This is a genomic window from Aquimarina celericrescens, assembly GCF_042682765.1.
In the GTDB taxonomy this organism is placed as follows: Bacteria; Bacteroidota; Bacteroidia; order Flavobacteriales; family Flavobacteriaceae; genus Aquimarina; species Aquimarina celericrescens.
Map to the genome: position 1 here is coordinate 340,350 of NZ_JBHUHY010000016.1, position 26,191 is coordinate 366,540.

24 protein-coding genes are annotated in these 26,191 nt (G+C 33.3%); 7 read left to right on the forward strand and 17 right to left on the reverse strand.

Features of this window, described 5'->3' with window-relative positions:
* Positions 1-287 precede the first annotated feature (287 nt).
* From ACFSJT_RS16525 to ACFSJT_RS16535, 3 genes are read left to right on the forward strand one after another with little or no spacing between them, the layout of a single operon-like run.
* Positions 288-3,341, forward strand: coding sequence for an Ig-like domain-containing protein (locus tag ACFSJT_RS16525; protein ID WP_378321443.1), 3,054 nt, complete (start codon positions 288-290; stop codon positions 3,339-3,341).
* 7 nt (positions 3,342-3,348) lie between these two features.
* Positions 3,349-4,284, forward strand: a complete 936-nt coding sequence (locus ACFSJT_RS16530; RefSeq protein WP_378321444.1) for a PorP/SprF family type IX secretion system membrane protein — start codon at positions 3,349-3,351, stop codon at positions 4,282-4,284.
* Between the two features lie 8 nt (positions 4,285-4,292).
* Positions 4,293-6,227 carry an OmpA family protein gene (locus ACFSJT_RS16535; RefSeq protein WP_378321445.1) on the forward strand — a complete coding sequence of 645 codons (1,935 nt, stop codon included), beginning with the start codon at positions 4,293-4,295 and terminating at the stop codon, positions 6,225-6,227.
* Positions 6,228-6,256: 29 nt separating this feature from the next.
* Here the strand turns inward: ACFSJT_RS16535 and ACFSJT_RS16540 are convergent, their stop codons facing one another.
* The 16 genes from ACFSJT_RS16540 to ACFSJT_RS16615 all read right to left on the reverse strand — a co-directional run bounded on the left by ACFSJT_RS16540 (position 6,257) and on the right by ACFSJT_RS16615 (position 22,269).
* A complete protein-coding gene (locus ACFSJT_RS16540) occupies positions 6,257-6,754 on the reverse strand; it encodes a CAP domain-containing protein (RefSeq protein WP_378321446.1) in 498 nt (165 codons plus the stop codon).
* Positions 6,755-6,910: 156 nt separating this feature from the next.
* Positions 6,911-8,569, reverse strand: coding sequence for a DNA repair protein RecN (recN, locus tag ACFSJT_RS16545; protein ID WP_378321447.1), 1,659 nt, complete (start codon positions 8,567-8,569; stop codon positions 6,911-6,913).
* Between the two features lie 82 nt (positions 8,570-8,651).
* Positions 8,652-9,539, reverse strand: coding sequence for a type IX secretion system protein PorD (gene porD, locus ACFSJT_RS16550; RefSeq protein WP_378321448.1), 888 nt, complete (start codon positions 9,537-9,539; stop codon positions 8,652-8,654).
* Positions 9,532-10,743 (reverse strand): bifunctional phosphopantothenoylcysteine decarboxylase/phosphopantothenate--cysteine ligase CoaBC, encoded by a 1,212-nt coding sequence (gene coaBC / locus ACFSJT_RS16555; RefSeq protein ID WP_378321449.1) that lies wholly within the window; start codon positions 10,741-10,743, stop codon positions 9,532-9,534. Before coaBC ends, porD begins: the two co-directional genes overlap by 8 nt.
* A gap of 4 nt (positions 10,744-10,747) precedes the next feature.
* Positions 10,748-11,080 (reverse strand): DNA-directed RNA polymerase subunit omega, encoded by a 333-nt coding sequence (locus ACFSJT_RS16560; RefSeq protein WP_378321450.1) that lies wholly within the window; start codon positions 11,078-11,080, stop codon positions 10,748-10,750.
* Between the two features lie 15 nt (positions 11,081-11,095).
* Complete coding sequence (locus ACFSJT_RS16565) at positions 11,096-11,890, reverse strand: outer membrane protein assembly factor BamD (protein ID WP_378321451.1); 795 nt, start codon at positions 11,888-11,890, stop codon at positions 11,096-11,098.
* A gap of 119 nt (positions 11,891-12,009) precedes the next feature.
* On the reverse strand, positions 12,010-12,951 hold the full coding sequence (locus ACFSJT_RS16570; RefSeq protein WP_378321452.1) for an ion channel: 942 nt from the start codon (positions 12,949-12,951) through the stop codon (positions 12,010-12,012).
* Between the two features lie 12 nt (positions 12,952-12,963).
* Positions 12,964-13,839: a 4-hydroxy-tetrahydrodipicolinate synthase gene (dapA, locus tag ACFSJT_RS16575; RefSeq protein WP_378321453.1), complete on the reverse strand. Its 876-nt coding sequence runs from the start codon at positions 13,837-13,839 to the stop codon at positions 12,964-12,966.
* A 1-nt stretch (position 13,840) separates the two neighbouring features.
* Positions 13,841-14,362, reverse strand: a complete 522-nt coding sequence (locus ACFSJT_RS16580; protein WP_378321454.1) for a DUF6913 domain-containing protein — start codon at positions 14,360-14,362, stop codon at positions 13,841-13,843.
* Positions 14,363-14,481: 119 nt separating this feature from the next.
* Positions 14,482-14,811: a hypothetical protein gene (locus tag ACFSJT_RS16585; RefSeq protein ID WP_378321455.1), complete on the reverse strand. Its 330-nt coding sequence runs from the start codon at positions 14,809-14,811 to the stop codon at positions 14,482-14,484.
* A 447-nt stretch (positions 14,812-15,258) separates the two neighbouring features.
* Positions 15,259-15,561, reverse strand: a complete 303-nt coding sequence (locus ACFSJT_RS16590; protein ID WP_378321456.1) for a hypothetical protein — start codon at positions 15,559-15,561, stop codon at positions 15,259-15,261.
* A gap of 2,019 nt (positions 15,562-17,580) precedes the next feature.
* Entirely contained in the window at positions 17,581-18,270 is a 690-nt protein-coding gene (locus ACFSJT_RS16595) for a lysoplasmalogenase family protein (RefSeq protein WP_378321457.1), read from the reverse strand.
* A complete protein-coding gene (ligA, locus tag ACFSJT_RS16600; RefSeq protein ID WP_378321458.1) occupies positions 18,267-20,261 on the reverse strand; it encodes an NAD-dependent DNA ligase LigA in 1,995 nt (664 codons plus the stop codon). The genes ACFSJT_RS16595 and ligA overlap by 4 nt, the downstream gene beginning before the upstream one ends.
* 47 nt (positions 20,262-20,308) lie before the next feature.
* Positions 20,309-20,899, reverse strand: coding sequence for an LOG family protein (locus tag ACFSJT_RS16605; RefSeq protein WP_378321459.1), 591 nt, complete (start codon positions 20,897-20,899; stop codon positions 20,309-20,311).
* Positions 20,900-20,910: 11 nt separating this feature from the next.
* On the reverse strand, positions 20,911-21,765 hold the full coding sequence (gene prmC, locus ACFSJT_RS16610; protein ID WP_378321460.1) for a peptide chain release factor N(5)-glutamine methyltransferase: 855 nt from the start codon (positions 21,763-21,765) through the stop codon (positions 20,911-20,913).
* Positions 21,766-21,780: 15 nt separating this feature from the next.
* Positions 21,781-22,269: a GNAT family N-acetyltransferase gene (locus ACFSJT_RS16615; RefSeq protein WP_378321461.1), complete on the reverse strand. Its 489-nt coding sequence runs from the start codon at positions 22,267-22,269 to the stop codon at positions 21,781-21,783.
* Between the two features lie 313 nt (positions 22,270-22,582).
* On the opposite strand from ACFSJT_RS16615, the gene ribD reads away from it, so the two are divergent.
* Genes ribD through ACFSJT_RS16635 form a run of 4 tightly spaced genes read left to right on the forward strand, consistent with a single transcriptional unit; the run spans position 22,583 to position 25,718 of the window.
* Positions 22,583-23,626 (forward strand): bifunctional diaminohydroxyphosphoribosylaminopyrimidine deaminase/5-amino-6-(5-phosphoribosylamino)uracil reductase RibD, encoded by a 1,044-nt coding sequence (gene ribD / locus ACFSJT_RS16620; RefSeq protein ID WP_378321462.1) that lies wholly within the window; start codon positions 22,583-22,585, stop codon positions 23,624-23,626.
* The gene (locus ACFSJT_RS16625) at positions 23,619-24,227 is read left to right on the forward strand and encodes an HAD family hydrolase (RefSeq protein ID WP_378321463.1); all 609 of its coding nucleotides are present in this window, start codon (positions 23,619-23,621) and stop codon (positions 24,225-24,227) included. Before ribD ends, ACFSJT_RS16625 begins: the two co-directional genes overlap by 8 nt.
* Positions 24,224-25,093 carry an EamA family transporter gene (locus ACFSJT_RS16630; RefSeq protein WP_378321464.1) on the forward strand — a complete coding sequence of 290 codons (870 nt, stop codon included), beginning with the start codon at positions 24,224-24,226 and terminating at the stop codon, positions 25,091-25,093. The genes ACFSJT_RS16625 and ACFSJT_RS16630 overlap by 4 nt, the downstream gene beginning before the upstream one ends.
* 10 nt (positions 25,094-25,103) lie before the next feature.
* A complete protein-coding gene (locus tag ACFSJT_RS16635) occupies positions 25,104-25,718 on the forward strand; it encodes an IMPACT family protein (protein WP_378321465.1) in 615 nt (204 codons plus the stop codon).
* Here the strand turns inward: ACFSJT_RS16635 and ACFSJT_RS16640 are convergent.
* Entirely contained in the window at positions 25,715-26,119 is a 405-nt protein-coding gene (locus ACFSJT_RS16640) for an acyl-CoA thioesterase (protein ID WP_378321466.1), read from the reverse strand. The genes ACFSJT_RS16635 and ACFSJT_RS16640 overlap by 4 nt on opposite strands.
* Between the last annotated feature and the right edge of the window lie 72 nt (positions 26,120-26,191).

Below are 26,191 nucleotides of genomic sequence, written 5' to 3' on the forward strand. Positions count from 1 at the left end.
CAATAACCCTTTCCCCCGTATTTGTTTGATAAAATCCCCCAAACTAATTGAGCAATATCTAAATAGTGTAGTATGATATGCCCCATCCCTTGCCATAAAGGGAATATCTAATAAGAACTTAACTATAGCTAGATTTGAAGACATTATCGTTTGAAACAAAACGGTAAATTTTCGAAAATGGCAGTATTTAATAAATATTGTGAACGTAAATAACTTGTTATCACAAATCTGATGTAGTCAAAAAATTCAGAGTTGTTACAACCATAGAATTATAATTAACGGGGCGTATGAAAATAATTACTTTGAACCTTTTTCCAGGGACAATTATAATAATTGCTTGTATTACTACATTTCTACTTCCTATCCTAAATGTTTATGGATATACACCCAATAGTAGTGATTACCATAGCAATGATGACATTCCTTTTGTAAAGGAAAAAAATCTATCAAAAATCAACTTGAGTTCTAAACATTGGTCTGGAGAGGTTTTAAAATTTGCCAATGATTATGACGATATCACCATTGATTCATCAACTCTTGCAGAAAAGCATAACAACCAAAAACTTACTTTAGAAACTACTAAAAGAGCTAACATATTAGACCTTACCGTAATAAAAACACAAGACGCTACCACTGCCGTATCATATTGTAATGGCATAGCTGAAGCGATTGCTTCTGGGGGAACTCCAGGATATACATACCAATGGAGCACCTCAACTCAAAATCAAACTACTGCTAGCACAACTGGACCTACAAATCAGACTCATAATGTTACTCTAATTGAGGCTCGTGGAACACAAAGAAAAAAGGGTGCTGATATCCTGTATTTAAACAATTGTAATATCAAAGCTACCCCTGTATTGACCAACGTACTATGCACTGGCGAAACGACAGGCGTTATTGATCTGTCTATAAGTAACGGAACTCCTCCCTACATTTTTACGTGGAGTAACGGTTTATCTACTGAAGATCTAACTAATGTGGCAGCAGGAACATATTCGGTGACTATTAGCGATGCCAATAATTGTACGATTATGGAATCATTTACGATTACCGAACCCGCCAACCCACTAACACTTTCTGTCACATCCAAACTGAATAGTCGATGTAACGAACCAGGACAGTTAAATGTTTGTGGAAGAGGCGGAACTTCGCCATATTCGTACTCTATAGATGATGGAGTCACTTATCAAACTAGTGGAATATTTAAGGATCTTATTCCAGGACATTATAATGTAACAGTTCGTGATGCTAACGAATGTCAAACTGTTAGGTGTGTACAAATTACAACGAATTGTACCAACGCAATCACAGATATCAATAATACTTTTATAGACACTCCTGTCTCTGGTAATGTACTCACTAATGATGAAGATCTTGAGGGCGATACGCAAACAGTAACTACCACCACCGTTACCACTTCTCAAGGAGTTGATGTAATCATTGTCCCTGATACTGGCATGTATACTTATACCCCTCCCCCAGGATTTATAGGCGAGGACACCTTTGAATATACCATTTGTGATGATGGCAGTCCTATTGCTTGTGATTCTGCAACAGTATATATAGAAGTACTTCCAAAACAAAATCCAGAAAATAATCCTCCTATCGCAAATCCGGATACTGCAAATACTGAAATTGATACCCCTGTATCTGGAAATGTATTGGCGAATGATTTCGATCCTGATCAAGATTTAATTTCAGTAACCACAACCCCTGTATTGACTTCAGAAGGAGTCTCTGTGATAATTGATTCAAATACCGGAACCTTTATCTATATACCACCGGTAGGTTTTATAGGAGAAGATACTTTTGAATATACTATATGCGATAACGGTACTCCAATATTATGTGATACTGCAATTGTAGTAATTACCGTATTTGAGAATCAGGATAATAGCACGTTTGCGAATGATGATGCATATTTTGTCTCAGAATGTGAAAATCGCTCTGGAAATATATTGGATAATGATTTCGATCCTGAAGGTGATATACAGATTGTAAATGCTACTGCCATAAATGGTGTAGACAATGGTACTCTGGTTCTTAATACCGATGGAACATTTATCTATACGCCTAATTCTCAGTTCTTAGGCACAGATAGCTTCATCTATTCTATTTGTGATACTGGCAATCCAACAGCATGTGATCAGGCTACAGTATATTTTATCGTTTCAGATGAAATTCCCCCTGACATAACTAACTGTAATGTCGTTAATGAGACCATTGAATGTAATGGAACTGATAATAAGAGTATCGCAGATACATGGAATTCGAATAATATCTTAGAATTAGAATCATGTATTGCAAATGCTTGCGGCACCGATTTTAACGGAACGATAATCTCAGATTATGATTTTGGTAACTTAGTTTCTTCCTGTGGTTTAGGAGGCATCATAGAGGTAACGTATACAATAACAGATGAAAACGACAATAGTACTACATTAATGGCAACACTTACTCTTGCCGATACCACACCTCCTAGTTTAGATAATTGTACGCTTGACGATATGACTTTAGAGTGTTCTGTATTGAATGCAGAAGAACTAGCGGATCAATGGAATGTAGATAATATCACCTTGCTGGAAACTTGTGTTATAGATGAATGCAGTGCAAATACATCGGCGACAGTATCCTCGAATTACGATTTTACAACAATCAATGACGGAATGTTAATCGTTGAATACATCGTCACAGACGAATGCGGAAATTCGAGTTCAATAACCGCCAAACTTACTTTAGAAAATAGGGCTGTTGTAGCTAATGATGTCAGTTTATGTATTGCGAGTGATATAGAATCGCAAATATTTGATTTGTTCGACTTACTTGATGGTGAGATTAATTTTGATGGAACATGGGAGGTAGTATCTGGAAACGCTACGGTTATTGACAATCAGTTTTTTGATCCCCTGTCTATAGAGTTATTTGGTGAAAATGCTTCTGAAACGATCACATTCAGTTATACCGAAGATAATTCAGGTTGCCCTATTTATGTAGAAGCGGAAATTGAGATACATAATCGATGTGCTGTTTTTGCTTGCGGAGATGAAGATATAAAAATTTCAAAAGTCATAACTCCCAACGGAGATCCTTTTAATGAATATTTTGTAGTTGATGGTGTAGAAGATTGTAACTATATCATAGATGTAAAAATTCTTAATCGTTGGGGAGCTATTGTGTATCAATCGGATAATTACCAAAACGATTGGAATGGCACATCGCCCAGGGCCTCCCTAGGATCAGCAAATCAAGTACCAACGGGAACTTATTACTATATCGTTACACTGAATAATAGTGGACTTAAACCGTTTAGCGAACCGCTTTACATAGGAACTAAATAAAAAATTAATGGGGATTAAAAAGTACAAAATAGCAGGATTGTTATTGTTTATTAGTTCGATGGGATTCACACAACAGTTACCACAGTTTACTCAATATATGTTTAATACCATATCGATAAATCCAGCCTATGCCGGGAGTCGAGAAACACTAAGCATCGTCGCACTGCACAGAAGCCAGTGGACTGGTATAGATGGAGGACCACAAACTCAAACATTATCGGCACATACTCCTTTGAAAAATGAAAAAGTTGGATTAGGTGTCTCTGTAATTCGCGATGCTCCAGGCTTCGAGAACTATTTATATCTTTATGGTGACTTCTCCTACACCTTAAATCTCAGTGATAACACAAAATTAGCTTTGGGAGTTAAAGCTGGTGCTACTCATTACAATCTTGATCAAGAGTTTTTAAATGACCCAGCAGTAATAGAAGATCCATTTTTTGGCAACTACGCCAATCGCTGGAATCCCAATATTGGTGCAGGGCTATACTTACACTCAAACAAGTGGTATTTAGGTGCCTCTGCCCCACGGCTTTTAACTATTGATAATAATCGTAGTGAAACACCTACTGTGGACTATGTGGCACTAGAACGAATCAGCTATTATTTTACAGGAGGATATGTTTTTGACCTTAGTACCCACACCAAATTAAAACCATCTGCTCTTTTAAAAGCTACAAATGGGGCTCCAATCTCAGTGGATTTAAATATAAATCTTCTGTTTTTCGAGAAATTTTGGCTTGGTGGATCTTATAGATATAATGAGGATACTGCATCCGTTGGTGCTTTGGCAGATTTTCAAGTCACCAATCAATTTAGAGTTGGTTATGCCTATGAGCATTTTGTTTCCGATTTACGGCCCTATTTAGGTGCAACTCATGAAATCTTGCTTATCTATGAGGTATTTAATGAGCGACGTGTTAAATCTCCCAGATATTTTTAATTATGATCATGAAAAGCAAAACAATTCTAATTTTACTCTTCTTTTTTGGCCTATCAATTTATGCACAGAAAGTTAAGGTTGCTGATAAATATTATAGAGATTTTGCATACATGAAAGCTGCAGAGCTTTATATAGAGGCTATACAAAAAGAGGATAGTAGTAAACATGTTCTTACAAGAATTGGGGATTGTTACTACAATAACTCAAATTCTGAAAAAGCATATTTCTGGTTTAATAAAGCGATTCGCAAATATGATAATTTGCATCCTGAGTATGTTTATAAATATATACAAACACTGCGAAGCTTAGAAAAGTATGAAGAAGCAAACACTTGGCTGGAGGAGTTCAGGAAGCTCCAAAAAAATGGTGAATACGTAAGAGGCATAGAAAGTGTAAGTCTAGAGAAGTTTCAAGAGCTATCGGCCGGTAGAGATAAGCAAATTAGAATAATAAATCTAAATTCAAATACTAATTATTCAGATTTTGGAGGGGTTGAAGTTCATGGCAACTTCTACTTCACATCATCCAGAAAAGATGATAATGCCGCTCGCAAAATGAAAATTTATAAATGGAATGGAGAACCATTTTTGAACATTTACACCTCAAAAATTAATAGAATTGATTCCATTGTTAATGTTAGCGAAATATCACCATTGGTTTCAGATAACATCAATTTAGCAAATGATCACGAGGGAGCTCTAACTATTACAAAAGATGGCAAAACTTTGTATTTTACCAGAAATAATGTAAACAAAAGAAAGAACACTTCGTATGATAAAGAAGGAACATCTAACCTTAAAATATACCGGGCTAGAATGCAAAACAACCAATGGACAAATATTGAAGAGCTACCCTTTAATGATAAAACATTCTCAACAGGTCATCCAGCCTTAAGTCCTGACGAAAAAACTTTGTTTTTCGTTTCTGATAGAGAAGGTGGATTCGGACAAACAGATATTTATAAAGTAGCTATTCACGACGATGGTTCATTTGGAAATGTGGAGAATTTGGGGGAGAATATTAATACAATAGGCAGAGAGGTGTTTCCATTTGTAGCTAAAGACTCGACGCTATATTTTTCATCAGACAATCACATCAACCTTGGACTTTTAGACATATTCAAGTCTAATATTTTGAAAAAGGAAGCTGAAGAAAACATTTATATAACCAATATAGGTGCTCCTTATAACAGTGGATATGATGATTTTGCGTTCTTTTTAGATCACAACGGTGATTTCGGGTATTTTTCATCTAATAGAACTGGTGGTAAGGGAAGTGATGACATCTATACTTTTGACAGATACGAATGTAAGCAATCTCTAACCGGTGTCACTTATGACAAACGTACTTCTGATCTACTGTCTAACGTTACTGTACAACTTATCGATCAAACAGGTAAGATCATTAGTACGACCATATCAAATGAAGACGGACAGTATAATTTTGCAGAAATATCATGTTCTAAAACCTATACCATTCTTGCAACCAAAAAAGATTATAGATCAGATAATAAACAATTTTCGACAACAGCTACCAATGGAACCAAGAATACATTGGATTTGTATCTTACACCGTTAATAATAAATAAAGAAATCGTACTTAACCCTATTTACTTTGATTTTGATAAATATGACATTCGCCCGGATTCGGCTTATGAGCTGGAAAATCTTGTTAATGTAATGAAAGATAACCCCAAAATGATTATTAATATTGAATCACACACAGATAACCGTGGTACGGATCAATATAATATGAAATTATCTGAAAGACGTGCAAATGCTACAAAAAACTATATCTTATCCAGAGGGATTGATCCTTCTAGAATACCTAGTGCCGTAGGATATGGTGAATCGCAATTATTGCACCAATGCAAGCGATGTACTGAAAAAGAACATGAAGAGAATCGACGTTCGATGTTTAAAATAAGTAATGATTACTTGTAGTCACTCAAATTCTGTAGTGTGTAAGATCTTTAGTTTTTCATAAAAATATTAGTAAAGTAAAGCACTCCTTCGCTGTTTTGTTCTACCGAAATATCGAAGTTCGTAAAATCCCCCTCTATTGTTCGTCTATGACCATCACTTTTAAGCCAGGCATCAACTACAGACGCTGCCGATGAGTATCCATAACCTACATTCTCGGCAACTTTACTTGCTCCTGCATTATTAACAAGATAATTTTTTCTTACATGAAAATAATCATGAGACATATTATTTTGTTCTATCATGTATACAGTATGGCTATACGCTTGTGATTTTATCACAGAAGAAGATTGAAGAGAATTTAAACCCAAAGAAATTCTATAATCATTAATTCGTTCCAAAATCTCTATTTCAATAGATTTAACTTCAGGAATAAAAAACTCCTTATCGGTGTAATTTAACTCATCGTCAACATTTTTAGTCGAACAAGAAACAGAAAAAAAAGCTATACACGCAATATAGCATAAAAATTTAACAGGTAATTTCATGATTTTGGGGCTTGTAGATTTGGAACTACAACGGTGAAACTACAAAATAATTATCCGCAAAACCTTCAAAAAATGTTAAAATCGATGAAAAACATACTTTTTATCGATTAAAAATGCATATAATCGATAAAATAAAAGACAAGAAAATTCTAAATATTACTTTGATTTCAATAACGATCTTGCATGAGTCAAGGCAGAATCAGAAATGTCCTTACCCCCGATCATTTCTGCTATTTCTTTGACACGCTCTTCTTCGCTTAATAGCTTTAGCTGTGTTACTGTGGTATGATCAATATCTTCTTTATACACCTTATAATGACTTTGACCATTAGCAGCGATCTGTGGTAAGTGTGTAATACTAAAAACCTGCAAATTTTTACTCATAGTCATCATTAGATCGGCCATCTTCTGAGCTATTTCACCGGATACTCCAGTATCTATTTCATCAAAAATTATAGTTGGCAGTTGCGCATATCTTGATAAAATAGCCTTAATAGCAATCATGATTCTTGATAATTCTCCTCCAGAAGCTACTTTTTTAAGCGCTCCATAGGCACCTCCTTTGTTAGCAGAAAATAAAAACTCTAACGTTTCTTTTCCATTAGATAGGTATTTTTCTTGTAAATCAAGAGAAGCCTTAAAACTTGCATTAGGCATACCGAGCGCTTTAAGAATATTTTCGAGTTCTTCTACCAACTGTGGCAATGCCTTTTTCCTTTTTTCATGAATTTTTATTGCTAACTCATCTAATTGAGAATGAATCGTTGTTATCTCTACCTTCAGTTTTTCTATATCTTCTGAAAGGGATTCTGTTCTGGACACCTTTTCGTTAAGCTCATTCTTAAGCACAATAAGCTCATCAATATTGGCAGCTTTATGCTTAACTTGTAGATTATGTAATATTTGTAAACGCTGGCTAGTTTGTTCTAATTGATGAGGATCTGCCTCTAGGCTTTCTAACTCATTTACCAAAGACACCTGTATATCATCTAATTCTATATATATACTCTGGATTCTTTCTGAAAGCTCTTTTAATCCGCTTGAATAAGATTCTATTTTAGAAAGATTTATTTTTATCGTATTTAATTGATCAGATACCCCTATTTCTTCTGTAGAAACTACAGAAATTGATCCAGACAGTCGTTCCTGAATCTCTTCTATGTTATTAAGTTGCTCATAACGTTCTTCTAATTCTGTCAGTTCACCTGGCTGGAGTTTAGCCTCTTCCAATTCTTTTAACAGGAAGGAGTTATATTCGTACTCTTTGGTAAAACTCTCTTGATTTGCAATTAGGATATCTACCTCTTTCTCCTTTTCTTTAAGTAACCGAAGTCCCCTTTTATATGATTTAATCTCTCGATCTGCAGATGCCAATGCATCCAGAACTTCAAATTGAAAATCATTTGTAGTTACCTCTAGCGTTTGATGTTGACTATGAATATCTATTAACTTTTCACCTAGCGCAGCAAGAGATTGTAGCGTAACAGGAGTGTCATTAATAAAAGCTCTGGATTTTCCTGACGGTAAGATCTCTCTTCTTATGATTGTTTCTTCTTCATAATCTAATTCTTCGTCTTCAAAAAAAGAAGAAAGATTGTATTGGTTGATAGCAAAACTACCTTCAATCACACATTTTTGAGAATTGTCTTTAACACTGCTTAAATCTGCCCTTTTACCCAGCAACAAACCCAATGCACCCAATAGCAATGATTTTCCTGCACCGGTTTCTCCCGTAATCGTAATAAGGCCAGAATCAAAAGATACCTGCAGCTGTTCTATTAACGCAAAGTTTTTTATGGAAAGACCTCTAAGCAAGGGACAGAAAAATTTTTATTGTTTTAATGAAAGTAAATATACTACAGTTTTAAAAAGATTTAATCTGTTTATCTCTAATTTTTTAAAACTTAATATCCTTCCAGTTATCTGTATAGGTCGGAGCAATCTTGTTAAGCGTCTCAACAGTGTCTGCGATATTAACCGAAGGACCACCAGAAAGAATGCTCGTGACCTCATCTGCCTTCGCATCAAAGAAGACTCGCATTATATAAGAATTGGGCCTTACATTATGCATTTTTTCAAGAGACTCCATGGCCTGCGTAATTGTTTGTTTTCCTTTTTTTACATTGTTATGCATAACATCCAGGCCTTCTCTGTGATAGATATACATAGCAGATCTATACCCATCAAAGGTACCAGATAACAAATCATCATTTAATCTAAATCTAGACTGGTTTCCATCCTGGGCATTCCACCCCAAGGCATTACTACTTTGAGCATTCCCTACTATATTTTTAGCTTCTTCGTAGTATTTTGTTCCGCTATTGAGTTCAAAAGTATCTGCATCAACCCCAAGAATCATATACAGATAAAAAGAGACCACAGAGATAAGATTTGACTCAAAATTATTAGGGTTATAATTTAAAGGCTGAAATTCGAGATAGTTAAAATTGAACTGCTTATCATTCACATTAAAAATAGCAGTCTTATAATTTGATCCATATACAGGACGCGAAGCCTGAACCTGAAGAGTAGCGTTGAAAAAATCATTATCATAACTCGCAATTGTAATGAAAAAACTACAATCAATTCGTTCTTCTGTACGATAATCTGTATCTGTCCATTTTGTATTATTAATAAACTCTGCAAGTGAACGTTCTAATGTTTTAAACACCTGCAAATTAGGATTCCCTGTCTGCTCTGCATTCACCAATACCTTAGCATTGAATTCTTGAGAATTTACACTGAAGCACCATGTAAGTACTATTATTAATAAGAATCTATCCATTTTTAAGCAGATTAATTTCGTCGAATATATCTTTAGCTACTTCAGACTTTGTTTTTAAATCAAACGCTTTAGTTTCTAATTTATGATTAATCAAGGTTACTTTATTAGTTTGCCCTTTGAAGCCGGCACCCTCATCGTTAAGAGAATTAAGAACGATCAAATCCAGGTTTTTACTTTTAAGCTTTTTCTTGGCATTCTCCTCTTCATTTTCTGTCTCTAGAGCAAAACCAACCAAAAATTGACTTTTCTTTTTAGACCCCATCCACTTTAGAATATCTGTTGTTCTTTCAAGTTCTATAGAGAAAGCAGCATCCGCTTTCTTAATTTTTTGATTTGATATGTGTTTAGGCCTATAATCTGCAACTGCTGCTGCTGCGATAGCAATATCACAATCAGTATAATTGGCAACAACCGCTTTGTACATTTCTTCTGCACTAACTATATTGATCACCTTTATAAGACTATGTTCTATCTTTAATGAGGAAGGACCTAATATAAAACTTACACTAGCCCCCAGGTTGGCTGCTGCTTTAGCAAGTTCTATTCCCATTCTACTACTAGAATGATTTCCTATGAACCTAACGGGATCAATTGCTTCGTAAGTGGGACCTGCAGTTATCAAAACTTTTTTTCCTCGTAACGGGAGTTTACCTAAAATATCATTTTCTATGAAATTTATAATAGTAGAGGGTTCTGCCATTCTACCTTGACCTACCAATCCGCTGGCAAGTTCTCCAGACTCAGCAGGTATCATTATATTACCAAATTCCTTTAATTTTGAAAAGGTTTTATGTGTAGAAGGATGATCGTACATGTCTAAATCCATAGCCGGAGCAAAATACACAGGACATTTAGCAGATAGATACGTTGCCGATAACAAATTATCACTGGCTCCAGTCGACATTTTTGATAGGGTATTTGCTGTTGCAGGTGCAATAATCATGATATCTGCCCATAAGCCCAGATCAACGTGATTATTCCAAACAGCATTCTCGTCTTCTTCATCAAAAAATGAAGAAAGAACGGGATTCTTTGATAGTGTAGATAATGTGAGCGGAGTGACAAAATCTTTTGCTGCGGGAGTCATTATAACTTGAACTTCTGCTCCAGCCTTTATAAATAATCGTACTAGAGCAGCAGTTTTATATGCAGCAATACCAGCGGTAACACCAATTAAAACTTTTTTACCGCTTAAAATAGACATAGATTTATAATGATTCGGTGTCTGTTTTTGTATTTCTGTAATAAATTTTGTCTTCTAACCATTCCTGCACAGCTAAGGCATGTGGTTTTGGAAGTCTTTCGTAGAACTTAGATACCTCGATCTGTTCTTTATTTTCGAAAATCTCTTCTAAACTATCATTATAAGTAGCGAATTCATCTAACTTCTCAAGAAGTTCTTTTTTAATATCGGTATTAATTTGAGTAGCTCTTTTTGATATAATCGAAATCGCCTCATAGATATTATCTGTGGGCTGATCAATAAGATTCTTATCAATAGTAGTTGTATTTACCGGCGCATTACTTTTTTTCAAATCCATCTTCTTGGGTATTATCTAATTATATTGTTCTAATCTATTTTGTATATCTGTTCCAATTTCTTCAGCCTTATCGATATACTCTCCTTCGGTTTTATAATATTTCTTGTAGTTGTTATAGTATCCTTGTGCAACTTCTAAACGATCTTTTACTAAGCTTTCGTAACTCCCGATTGCCAAAAGATATTCAGACTCTAATTTATAATATAACACCTTCTCTCTAAAAATAGATCCGGGATAATCTACAAGATAATTGTCAAAGGCAGCAATAGCAACTTTATAATCTTCTCTATGATGATATTGCTTAGCTATTTCATATGCTTTTTTCTCCTTCTTTTCTCTAAGCTCTGACACCAAAGCGTTGGCTTCTTTTAGTTTCTCGCTATCCGGATACGTATTAATATAGTTTTGAAGTTTTTCTATAGCTTTGGTAGTTTCTTCTTGATCAAGCGTATATCTTGGAGACAACTGATAATAACTTTTTGCTCCTTTGTACGATGCTTCCTCTACCTTATCACTTCTTGGATATGATTTTACAAATCTTTCGAACTGATATCCCGCCAAATAATAATCCTCTAATTGATAATACGTATCAGCATAATAGTACATTATTCTTTCTGCCTGAGGCTTTCCTCTGTACTGAGGTACTATTTGCTCAAAAAGACGAAGTGCTTTTTTATATTTAGCTTCTTTATATAGCTCTTCTGCCGCCTTATACTTAACCGCCACATCTTCACTCTTTAATACTTTTTGGTACTCGCTGCAAGACCCTAAGAGTAATACAAAAATAAGTAAATAAAATAATCTCTTCATATATAAAAAAACATCTGGCAAAAATATATATTTCTGCCGTATTACAAAAACTTTAGCTCATCAATTAATAACTATAAATTTCAGCCTGTGTTGCACAAATATCAACTCATCCACTAGAATTAAGGATCATAACTCTTATCCTCAACATCATCCAAGGTTTTATCAAGCTTATTGTGATCAAGAATTGTATATCCATTATCATCATAATAAAATGCCGGAATAAACTTTTCATCATGCCGAATATTTTTTAAAATATAGGAGTGTGCTTGATGCACTTCCTGGGCAAAAGACTCATCATAATAGCTTATCAATAACAATACTTCCCCATGAAGCTGAGATAATTCTGGCCTGTCAAAATCTTTCAATGGACTGGAATCATCTACGGCATGCACAATAGTCCAGGTAGTTGGTAGATAGGTGATTGAGCTTTGTTCAAGTTTTAGGTTATAAAAATTATTAATGTACTTCTCATCATTTCCTTTTTGCGATAATGATAAAGTAGCTTCTATTCTGGGGCGAATCATTATATTAGTACTTCTACTCATTAATCGAAACATAATACAGTCAATTCCATTATGCTTTCTTAGGATTATACTTTTACTAAATTGGATATTGGCCTTTGGTTTAGAAAATCTTCCATACAATAATCCAGTTACAAATGAGAAGCTCAATAAACCTATTAATGCCTCAAACGAGGATATTACTCCCAAAAGCATGCCTTTGGGTGCCATTCTTCCGTACCCTACCGTTGTGATGGTTTGAGCCGAAAAGAAAAATGCATTTAGGAAATCTAAAAAAATACTTCCAGTTGGCTTTGTAATGCCTGATATCCCAATGGCCAGGTAGATTATTCCAAATAAGGTATTAATCAATACGTATCCTAGTAACACCCATAAAAAAAATTTGCTCCAAGGTATACTGATTAAATACTCATAGCTTTCAGACAATGAGCTGGGCCTATTGATATGTTTTATGTTAAAAGAACCATCAGGATCAATAAACCGTTTAGCACGTTCATTCGAACTTATTCCAATTCCAGGGTCTTTTACCTTTTTAGCCATAGCTATAGAACCTCAAAAATTCTGGATAAACTCTTTTATTTTTTCTCCTAAGCCTTCTGAAACAGGAATTAGGGGCAATCGAAGATAATCTTGGCAAATCTCTCTGGTTTTTAGAATATTCTTTATTCCTGCTGGATTACCTTCTTCAAAAGCGTAGTCTAGAATTGGTAAGAGTTTATATAGTATTTGAAATGCCTTTTCTGTTTCTCCTGCCAAACCTAATCGAATCATTTCAGAAAATTCTTGAGGAAATCCTTGTCCAATAACACTTATAACACCATCTCCACCCGCGGCTACTGCAGGTAGTGCTAAAGTATCGTCCCCAGAAATTACAAGAAAATCCTTTGGTTTGTCTTTAATAATTTTTAATACTTGAGTAAAATCTCCCACCGCTTCTTTTATACCAATAATATTTTCTAATTGTGCAAGACGCAAAGTAGTTTCTGCAGCCATATTAGTACCGGTACGAGAAGGGACGTTATACAGCAAAACTGGAATAGGAACGATATCATTTATCTTTTTGTAATGCTGATAAATCCCTTCTTGACTTGGTCTATTATACATAGGAACCACTGACAGTATTGCATCAAAATATGATAAATCGGTCTCTTGGATTTCTTTAAGGATTGCTGCAGTATTATTTCCCCCAATGCCAATCACCAAAGGAAGCCTATTATCATTTACCTTAACAATATGGTCTACTAGATCTCTTTTTTCCTCTTTTGAAAGTGTAACTGACTCGGCAGTTGTACCTAAAATAACCAGATACTCTATCCCGCCTTTGATACAAAAATCAACCAATGAGGTAACTCCCGTATAATCTATTGAACCATCTTTATTAAACGGAGTAGCTAAAGCTACCCCTGTTCCTTTAAGAAAATTACTCATGCTATATAACCTGTAAAATTTTTAAATATTTCTTAAGTTCTTTAATAAACAGATTAGGATTGTTTACCGTGGCTCCTATAATTAAATCATTGATTCGATGATCAACTTTTGCAAAACCTACCTTAAGTTTTGCTTTTGAGGCAGCGGCCACATAGTTTAACTCTATTTTATTCTCTTCATAAAAACTTATTAAAACATCGTAATCTTTGTTCATGAATTCTTGCAAAGATCCACTCTTCACCACACCTTTTACTCCAAAATTTTTGTCATTATAATAAACCACATTGTTATCATCTTCAATTTCTTTATCTTCTTTATATCCTACTATTTTTAATTTATCAGAAGTAACTCCCAATTCGTTTGCTAATTTGATCAAAGATGAGATGTTGATATCATAAGAAGCATCAACGAGTACAGCAAGAGTTTTAAGCTTAGAAATAGCTTGTGATGAGACATTTCTTTTCTCCAGATGTGCTTCAACACTTTTTTTTATAGCATTCCTTTTAAGCCCCTTTAAAATCATTTATCAAAAGATTACAAAGCCACAAATGTAGCTATTTTACAAATTAAAAACACTTCAACAACTTCAAGAAAAAGGAAAACGTTGAAAATCAGCATAACTTATCTAAAACTTCATCATTTTTAAAAATACTTTTCTTTCAAAAACTCCTTATTTACCGGTTTCGTTTCCAATAAGAATCTAGTAAAGAAATAAATACCTAGAGTTTCTACGATGTTAATCAGTACAGTAAAAATTCTACTATAATAATAAAGTTCATTTATTCCTAAAAGGGCATTGACGACAAGTGTACAACAAGCGGCTACAAATAGAAAAATTGCTTTTTCATATTTATCAGACAAATAGATAAAAAAACTAATGGTAGCAAATAACAACATGCTGATTAACGCTGATATTACTCCAGCCAAAGAGTCTTTAATCTTTGGTAATGCTAACTCTGCAATAGAAAACATTACATAAACTATCAATATTATACTTATCACTACTGGTGGCGAAGTTAATTTGTTTAGTTTAATGTCCTGTTTTGAAATAAATTCCCGTGAAAGGAAAACGCATAAGAGGTAGTAACTCGTTATAAGTATTGCTATTACATCATAATATCGAACAAAATCCAAGGAAACAAAAATATTAGTTATAGCCAAAACCAATAAACTTACAGGAAATAAAAAATTAATTTTCTTGACTGAATTTACATATAATAGAATCAGTGATAAGGGAATCATTGGTTTAAAATATAATAATAACCCCTCATTAAAAAACATTGCCACTATAATGACCACTAAGAAAGAACTATAAAAAAATATGTATGTGAAATTCGAATTTTTCAAAAAAAGTTTTAATAATTATATTTTTTAATAAATAATAATAGGAGCTATACCATTAGAATTAATGCTCTGTGTTTAAAAATAATTGTCTTCCTGAGGTTCTATATTCTTATTCTTATCTCTTGTTTCAATCAAGAACTTGGTAAAAAAATAAATACCTCCTATTTCTGCAATATTAATTAAAACTGTAAACACCCTATTATAATAAAGTAATTCATTTACCGCCAAAAGGGCATCTACAAATAACGTACAGCACGTAGCTACAAATAAGTAAATCGACTTTTCAAACCTATCTGCTATATAAATAACAAAACCAATTGCCGAAAATGACAGCATACTTATAACAATACTAATAATATATCCTATAGAATCACTCATCTTTGGCAAAACCATTTGTGTAATAGAAAATATTAGATAGAAAATCAACATAACTCCTATAAAAAGAGGCGGAGAAATAAGTTGCTTTAATTTTAGATCCTGTTTAGAAACAAACTTCAACAACAAAAACACACAAAATATATAAAAGACTGTAATTAGTAGAGCAATGACACGAAAGTACTCTACAAAATTAATGTAAACGAAAATATCTGTTATCATAATTGTAATCATAGACAGTATAAACAAAACATTAACTTTTTTTGACCACCTAATATATATGACAATTAGAGACAACGGCACAATTGGCTTGGTGTATACCAATAAACTTTTATCAAAAAAAATAGCAACACCTATAACTACTACGAAAAAACCATAAAAAAACCAATATGCTATATCTATTTTTCTCAAAAGAAGGTTAAGCTTTACAATACAGAACTAAATATATACATATTTTGAAGACAAATTTGATTATTTTTCTAGAAGTAATCTTTATTGTTTGGTATCAATTTATGTTGTTCCATAAAAAACTTGATTAGAAAAAACTGTCCAAAAATTTGTATGACCGTGGTTATAATCGGGAAGATCTCGAGATGTATATAAAATCCATCTAAGGCAGTGATAATGTTAGTTATCAAAAAACAAGAAGCAGCAACCATTAATGAATAACTAACTACAGTTTTGCTATTTAAATAAATATAATAACAAACCCCTATAAAAAAAGCAAAAAAGAAAATAAGTATAAAAAGTACCCTCTTATGATCTATAATTTGGGGTAATATGAGCTCTGCTACAGCATATAAAACGTAGCTAATTAACAACATTGATATTACCAACTGAAAAGTAAATACTTTTTTGAGTTGTATTTTTACTATTTGCAAGCTTTTCCAAAGTAAAGTAATGTTTAAGGAATAATATGTAGCGAGTAGAATGTGTAAGATTTCGAAGTTTCCTAAATAATCATGAAAAAACAGTATCTCACATACCAAAATCAACAATAAACTAAATAAAACAAAATAGTTTCTATGCTCTGTATTTACTACATATAATACACATAATGATAGAATCACGATTGGCTTAAAATAGATCATCAGATGATTAGCAAAAATTGCAACAAGTAAGGTTAAGAAACTTGCGATATAAAATAGCTGATATGTAAACTTTTGTATCTTCAAACACTGATGCCTTTTACTTTATAAACCTTCAAATTCATCTGATTTAAGTTTTAAAGACCTTGTAACCATATAGTTAACTAAAAAAACCATAGCCAAAGGATTACAAATGAGTATAAGAACCTTTAATTCGTATGATGGTAAATAAAATTGATCAATCAACCACATATAATCTCTGAATGTAAAATTTAGCATTGACAAAAAAAACCAAAGTGATTTTTCTGATCTAATATTAACAAAGTGCATCCCTGCTACTACCAGTAAAATATAAAGCAACAATAGATGAATAAAGCCAAGTATGTGTAAATCTCTCATTGTTTCTCTAAGAACCTGATACGCCATAAAAAAAATCACAGTGTATAACAAGCTTCCAAGAATAAGGGTAAAAGTATCCCTTTTGCTATAAAGAAATGATTTATGATTGTAATACAAAAAGTAAAACAACAGAATATACATACTTATTCGCAAAATAATCTGGAATTCTAAGATATTTTTGACGCTAAAAAACGATATCAACTCTGTTAAAAAGAGAACTAAAAGAACAATAACATGAAATGCATTTATTCTTCTGGTACTTCCAAAATATAGTATAATTATGGATAAGATGATAAGTATACCAGAGTAAGTATTTAAAAAAGTATTTTTAAATATAAACCCTAGAACTTGTGTTATTATTAAAAAAGAAATTAAAAGTTTTAGTAGTTTTTCTCCATTCATTAAAATTCATTTGCACCCAAAAATTAATACTGATTAATTTTGAATACTCCCCTGGTAAAACAGATGTGTGATTTTTCCTTGTGACAATATAGTAAATTTTAAAACAACTAAAAATCACTGAAACTTTCTCTTTTCAGAAATTCTTTTTTAGTTTTAGTGAGGTAGGACTGGATATCTTAAACTGAACCAGGAAAAAGACTGCTAATAATTGATAAACAGAATTGATTATCTCAAATTCTATCGAGTGTATGTAAAATCTATTTAGAGCAAAGCAAGAATCACTAATTACGAAATTTAAAACAGCAATCAAAAACCATAATGATTGTGCTGATCTTACATTAACATATTGAAAAACTGCTCCAATAAAAAGCAGGTACAATATAATTATATAGCCTACCCCATAAGGCCTTATTTTGCCCATTGCAGCTTCTGTGACATTGTAAATCTCGTAGGCAATAAAAGTCCATGCTACAAAAAAGATCACTAAATAGACGATATCTGTACTACTATAATCAATAGGTGTATAATTCTTATACAAATAATAAAACAAGATTAAATAGCATATAGCATAACTTAAAAGAACATACATAAAGCTATTATCTATATCAGTTAACAAAAAGATATCCCCTAAAAAACATAGAAGTAATATTATCAAAAATAAGGCGTCTAATTTTTTTGCACTAAACCAATATAACATTAATAACAAAGGTACTGTAGCAGGTTTTGCATAGAGTTCTAATTCTTCCCATTGCATAGCCTTACTTAAGACACAAAGTCCCCCTGCCAACAATAACAGTATTTTTGTAAGAGTTCTTATTTTCATTTTATTTTATGCAAAAACTCATCTTCACTTATAATAGGTACTTCCAATTTATTTGCTTTTTCTAATTTACTAGGCCCCATATTAGCACCCGCTACGATATAAGAGGTTTTTGAAGATATTGAGCTAGAAACTTTACCCCCATTATCTTCGATTAGCTTTTTAAGTTCATTACGGGACACTTTTTCAAAAACACCAGATACAACAATAGTTTGCCCTTGGAGGGTATCAGTCTGATTTGCTAATTTTTCTGCAGAAATCTCTAATTGAACTCCATATTGCTGTAACCTGTTAATCAAAATTTTATTTTCTTCAGAAGCAAAAAATTCTGTTACGCTCTGGGCTATTTTAATACCGATTTCATCAACATCCACCAACTCCTCTTCATTAGCCGCTACGAGCCCCTGTATCGACTTGTAATGTTTTGCTAATTTTTTTGCAACCGTCTCTCCGACATATCTTATGCCTAGAGCAAACAAAACTCTTTCAAAAGGAATTTCTTTTGATTTTTCAATTCCCTCAATAAGATTCTCTGCACTTTTTTCTGCCATCCGTTCCAAAGGAACCACTTGTTCTTTCTTCAATTCATACAAGTCAGCATAATTATTTATTAATCCTTCGTTCACTAGCAAAGCTACTGTTTCTCCTCCTAAACCTTCTATATCCATAGCTTTACGAGAAATATAATGCTGGATGCGACCAACAATCTGTGGCGTACACCCTTGATAATTAGGGCAATAATGCTGTGCTTCTCCTTCTTTGCGAATTAATGGAGTTTCGCATTCTGGACATGCAGTTATATATTGCGTTGGAACAGAATTTTGATCTCTTTGTTGAAAATCTACCCCTATTATTTTAGGAATAATCTCTCCCCCCTTTTCTACAAAAACGGTATCCCCAACTCGTATATCTAACTTTTCAATTTGGTCTGCATTATGCAAAGAAGCTCTTTTTACAGTAGTTCCTGCTAATAACACGGGCTCTAGGTTAGCTACCGGAGTAATTGCACCTGTTCTCCCTACTTGATACGTAATCTCTTTAAGGACTGTGGAGACTTGTTCTGCTTTAAATTTATAGGCCATGGCCCATCTGGGCGCTTTTGCAGTGAAACCTAATTCTTCTTGTTGCTGAAGGTCATTTACCTTAATCACTACACCATCAGTTTCATAAGGTAAATCATGCCGATGTACATCCCAATATTCAATAAATTCAAGAACCTCATCAATTGAGTTTACCATTTTTGATTCTTGAGGAACTTTAAAACCCCATTCCCTTGCTTTTTCCAGATTCTCGAATTGTGTTTTAATCCCTAATCGATCACCGGTAATACTATAGAGCAAACAATCGAGAGGGCGTTTCGCAGTTTCGCTACTGTCTTGTAATTTCAAACTCCCCGAAGCTGTATTACGAGGATTCGCGTATGGTTCTTCCCCTGCTGCAATTCGTTCTTCATTCATTTTTGCAAAACCCTCGTATGGCAGCACTATCTCTCCTCGAATATCGAACTTTGCAGGAAAATCTCCTTTCAATTTTAAAGGAACAGACCTGATTGTTTTTACATTCGTAGTCACATTATCTCCCTGAATACCATCTCCTCTCGTAACCGCTCTTAGCAATTCTCCATGTTCATAAGTCAAACTAATTGAGGCTCCGTCATATTTAAGCTCGCAAGTGTAAGTAACCTTACCATCAACCAGTTTTTTGATGCGTTTTTCCCAATCCAATAAATCTTCTTTGGAATAAGAATTATCCAAAGAATACATTCGATGTTCATGAACAATAGTTTCAAAACTTTTGGTAATTTCTCCTCCTACTCGAAGTGTTGGTGAATTGGGATCATAAAACTCTGGATGCTTCTCTTCTAAAACTTGAAGTTCTTTGAGTTTTATATCAAACTCGTAATCACTTATTGTAGGAGCATCGAGTACATAATAATTGTAATTGTGTTGGCGTAAGTCTTCTCTTAATTGATTGATTTGCTCTTCTATATTCATTGTCTAATTTCTCATTTCAAAAATCCACGAAATATGATAAAATATGTTTAGGTTCTATCTAATTTCAACCATTTTGGCACTTGTACTGGTTTAAAAGCTCTCATTTTTTCTAAAAGACGATCAATATCGTCATCAACAATTAACAACTCATAGTTTTCCATTTTTAAAAAACCCCTTCGAACCATATTTTCGAGCAAAGCCAGTAAGCTATCATAAAAACCACCAATATTTAAAAGTCCGATAGGTTTTTGATGCAACCCTAATTGAGACCAGGTGATGATTTCAAAGAGTTCTTCTAGAGTACCAAAACCTCCAGGTAAAGTAATAAAACCATCACTAAGTTCATGCATTTTCATTTTACGCTCATGCATATTATTCGTGGTGATTAACTCACTTAGTCCTTGATGAATTAATTCTTTTAGCTTGAGAAACTCAGGAATTACACCTATGACTTTTCCCTTATGAGCAAGTGCTCCTTTGGCTACATGCCCCATGATGCCAATTCTGGCAGCTCCATACACCAAGGCTATTTCCTGTTGTGCCAGTTTTTTCCCTAGAAAGAAAGCTTCAGATATTATAGCAGTGTTGTTCCCTTCACTGCTCCCACAAAATACACAAATTGAATTTAATTTATTCATCCCCAAAAATATTATGAATTAAAACGAGCGCGAATCATACGCTCATTATTATGTAAATCCTTTCGCAATGCCACAGCACTAAAACCTAAAGACTTAATCATTTTATATGTTTCTGAACCCAAATACTGGTTAATTTCAAAATACAAAGATCCCGTTTGAGTTAATCTCCCTTTTGCCAATTTGGTAATTTTCTTATAAAAAATTAAAGGATCATGATCTGAAACAAATAGAGCCTGATGCGGTTCATTATCTAGTACATTAGGCTTTATTTCATCCTTTTCTAATTCTCGCACATAGGGAGGGTTAGAAACAATGATATCAAAATCCTGAAACAAATGCTCACTCGCCAATACATCTTCGTTAATAAATTCAACCTTTACCTCATTTTTTATTGCATTCACTTTTGCTATTTCTATTGCCTGTTCTGAAATATCCATAGCATACACTTTGGCATTCGGTAAATTTTTGGCCAAAGCAATAGCAATACAGCCACTACCAGTACCAATATCTAAGATTTTTATAGCGTTCTCTAAATTTTCCTGATCTTTTAAGATCCAATCCACCAGTTCTTCTGTTTCTGGTCTAGGAATTAGTACATTTTTATTAACAATAAAAGATAATCCATAGAAATAAGTATGTCCTATAATATATTGAATCGGTTCCTGATCTAAAAGTCTTGTTTTTGCTTCATTAAACTGAACGATTTCACTTGCTGATACCTCTTTCTCTAAATCTAACGCTACATCAACCCTTCTTAATCCCAATATCTTTTCAGAAAGCAGGTAGAAAAAAGACATACTCTCTTCTGCCTCATAAATTTCTGATAAAGACTTCTTAAAAGCAACCCTTAAATCCTTTATTTTCAATGTGAACTATTTACTTTAGACCAAATCCTTTATCATCCACGTCTCGCAACTATAGTGGCCTGTATCACCAATCGGACCTTCTAACTCTGTAAAACCAACTTTTTTATATAATTTTCTTGCAGATTCCATATAGGGCATTGTTTCTAAATAACATTTGGTATACCCCGCTTCTTTTGCATAATCAAGACATTGCTTTATCATTTTGTTTCCCAACCCCTTTCCTCTGGCCATTGGTAAAAAATACATTTTTTGAAGTTCACAGGTGTCTGGATCTCCATTTTCTAAAGGAGCTATCCCCCCGCCTCCTAATATTTGATCATTTTCTTCTACCACAAAATAAGATCTTTTTGGCAAATCATAGGTTTCAAACATCTTATCTAAAGCTTCGTCTTCATAGGCTGTGCCTACTTTTGGCACCCCCATCTCTACCAGAACTTCTCTAATTACTTGTGCGATAGCTTTATTATCTTCACGCTTTATTGCCCGTATTTTTATTGCTTCCATTATATTTTAAACACTACTTTTGCTTTCATTCTACAAATAACTTATAAATGTTTTTTGTTAGAATCTTAATAAAAAAATAAATCTCTAAAGGATATTGAAATATACGTCAAATCTAATCAGTAATCAATGAAGAAATTTCTATTATTATCAACAACTTTTCAGTGTTTTATGAGGAAACTTTTTACCAAAAACCCACCCGTTTAATTCATTGAAAAACAAAAACTTATTAATTTATATTTAACTTATAATATCTTTGAAGCAGAAATAGTCTTCAACAATAAAAGATAGGAAAAAAGAAAAATCTTCATATACGTTGACTAGTCATGAAAAATACATAAAACGATGCATTCAACTAGCTAGGAATGGTTTGGGGACTACATATCCCAATCCATTGGTTGGTAGTGTTATTGTTCATGAAAATAAAATCATTGGGGAAGGTTGGCATTATAAATCGGGAGAACCCCATGCCGAAGTATACGCAATACAATCGGTCAAGAATGAATCTTTATTAAAAGATGCGACCATCTATGTTAGCCTGGAGCCTTGTAGCCACTATGGCAAAACTCCTCCGTGTAGTGACCTAATCATCGAGAAAGGCATTAAAAAGGTGGTTATTGGTACGATAGATCCATTTGCCAAAGTATCTGGAACCGGAATTCAGAGATTAATGAATGCCGGTTGCGATGTTATTGTAGGTATTTTAGAAAAAGAATGTCAAGAATTAAATAAACGATTCTTCACTTTTCATAAAAAAAAGCGCCCTTATATTATTCTGAAATGGGCACAAACCAAAAATAACTTTATAGCACCCGATACTACGACTAAAAGAGCTCCGGTTTGGATCACAACCAAATACTCAAGACAATTAGTGCATAAATGGCGTGCAGAAGAGCAAGGCATTTTGGTAGGCAATCAAACCGTGATAAAGGACGATCCAAAACTTACCATAAGAGACTGGCAAGGTAAACATCCTGTAAGAGTTATTATTGACAGATCTGGTAGTATTCCAAAAAATTCTGCCGTACTTGATAAAAAAACAAAAACGATAGTCATTACTTCAGAAAAGTTTGAAAAAGACAATACAAAGAACCTTATTTACGAAATCATAGAGCCTAAAACTAAACAAGTCAAACAGATATGTGATATTCTTTATAGGCAAGACATTCAGTCAATTATTATTGAAGGAGGAACATTCACCATTCAATCATTTATTGATGAAAACATTTGGGACGAAGCCAGAGTTTTTGAAGGAAATACTATTTTTGAAAATGGAGTCAAAGCTCCTGTAATTAAAGGAAATTTAATTTCTGAAGAAAAAATTATGACAGACACCTTAAAAATTTATCAGAATGATTGAGACCATAATTTTTGATTTTGGAGATGTATTTATCAATTTAGACAAATTAGCTACTCCCAGAGAGCTTTCTAAACTAGGTGATTTTAAATGGACGCCCAAAATGCAGGAATTAAATAATCTATATGAAGTGGGCAAAGTTTCTACCAGTGAATTTCTGAATAATTACCAAAAAATATTTCCTAACGCTGCTCAACAGCAATTAATTGAAGCCTGGAATGCTATTTTACTTGATTTTCCAAAATATCGTTTAGATTTTCTGCAAAATTTGGTTTCAAGTCAAAATTACAAACTTATACTTTTGAGCAATACTAATGAATTGCATATTGATAAGGTTAAGGAAACCATTTCGTTTTATGAAACATTTAGATCATGTTTTGATGCATTTTACTTATCACACGAGATACACTTAAGAAAACCGAACATCGATATTTTTGAATTTGTATTAGAACAACATCAAATTGAGCCTTCTAAAACTATTTTTATTGATGACACTAAAGAAAATACAGATTCGGCAGCACAACTTGGTATTCATGTTTGGAATAATGACCCTAAATCCCAAGATATTACTAATTTGTTTACTTTAAAATCTCATTTATTTTGATCTACCTAATTCTTAGTGTTTTAGCCTCTAGCTTAATTTTTATAATTTTCAAGTTGTTCTCTAAGTATAATGTAGATACACTACAAGCAATCATTATAAACTATATTGTAGCGTGTATCTCTGGGATTATAGCGTACTCTCAGCCCATACATATAACTGAAATATCGACACAAGGCTGGTTTTATGGCGCTATGGTATTGGGGATAATTTTTATAGCTGTTTTTAATTTAATGGCTATTACTACACAAAGAAATGGACTGTCGGTCGCTGCAGTTGCCACTAAAATGAGTTTGGCTATTCCTATTGTATTCGGGGTAGTAGTGTACAACGAAAGTACCGGTTTATTAAAGATAACAGGCATTCTTATTGCTCTTATAGCTGTCTATTTGACCTCTATGAAAACCGGTGAAGGGGTTTCAATAACAAAAAAGAATCTAATTTTTCCATTATTGGTATTTATTGGAAGTGGTATTATTGACACCAGCCTAAAATATTTTGAAACTCACTTTGTAGCCAAAGATGATGTTCCTATTTTTTCGGCAACCATTTTTGGATTTGCTGCAATTATTGGCCTTTTTACCTTATGCTACAAAAGAATAACAGGAACCTTGAAAATAGCCGCAAAAAATATTATCGCAGGAATTGGATTAGGGATCCCTAATTATTTTTCAATATATTTTCTAATACAGGCACTACGTCATGAGCATATGGATAGTTCAACGGTATTTACCATTAACAATGTAGCGATACTTTTGGTTTCTACTCTTGCAGGGATCTTATTTTTTAAAGAAAAATTAACGCTCAAAAACTGGATAGGTATTGCTCTGGCAGTACTAAGTATTTTATTAGTCGCGTTTTCTATATAATTTGCATGAGTTGGAAATAAAAGATACATACAAAACAATTCAAACCAAAGGAGAAGAAGTCCTTTTCAAAGACCGAAACAGTAAATTTTTTGGATATACTTTTCCTGTTTCTTCTGAAGAAGACGTAAAAAATATCATTGAAAATCTCAAAAAACAACACCATTCTGCAAGACATTGGTGCTATGCCTGGCAAATAGGGACAGAAAACATTAGATATCGAATTAATGATGACGGAGAACCATCGAATTCTGCAGGACAACCTATCTATGGTCAAATACAATCTTTTGAAATAACTAACATCTTAATAGTTATTGTTCGCTATTTTGGAGGTATTAAACTAGGTGTTGGCGGATTAATCAATGCATATAGAACTACGGCTCAAATGGCGCTTGAGGCATCTAAAATTATACAAAAAACGATTAATCTCGATTATCTCATCTCTTTCGAATATAAGGACATGAATAAAGTGATGCGTATTATAAAAGAAAACAACCTAAATATCACAAAGCAAGAACTTGGATTAGATTGTAAAATTTACATTTCGGTAAGAAAACAGGTTTCAAACAAAATAAAAGAAGTTTTTTCCCCGTTGTATCAAGTGAAAATTAAAAAACTAGAGCGTTAATAGTTTTTTATTTTTTCAAGTAAATAAGAAGGGCATGCGATAGGTTTTCTTGTTTTACTATCAACAAAGACCAGTGTTGTAGAAGCAACTGTTAATAATTCTTGATTACTATTGAAAATTTCGTAGTCGAAAATAATTTTGACTGTAGGAATTTTCTTCATCAAAGTTTTAACAGTCAATTCATCATCAAAGAAGGCAGATTTCTTAAATTTAAGGTCTAAAGTAAACACAGGAAGCATAATACCATTTTCTTCCATTGATTTATAAGAAATTCCCAAACGGGATAACCAGTCAATTCGGGCCAATTCTAAGTATTGTGCGTAGTTTCCGTGATGAACGATACCCATTTGATCAGTTTCGGAATACCGTACTTTTAATTTAGTTTCTGAAGTGATTGACATGTATTTAATTGAAAGATTATTAACGTTGTTAAAAGTAGTACTATCAAATTATGCAAAAAAAATAATTAAAAT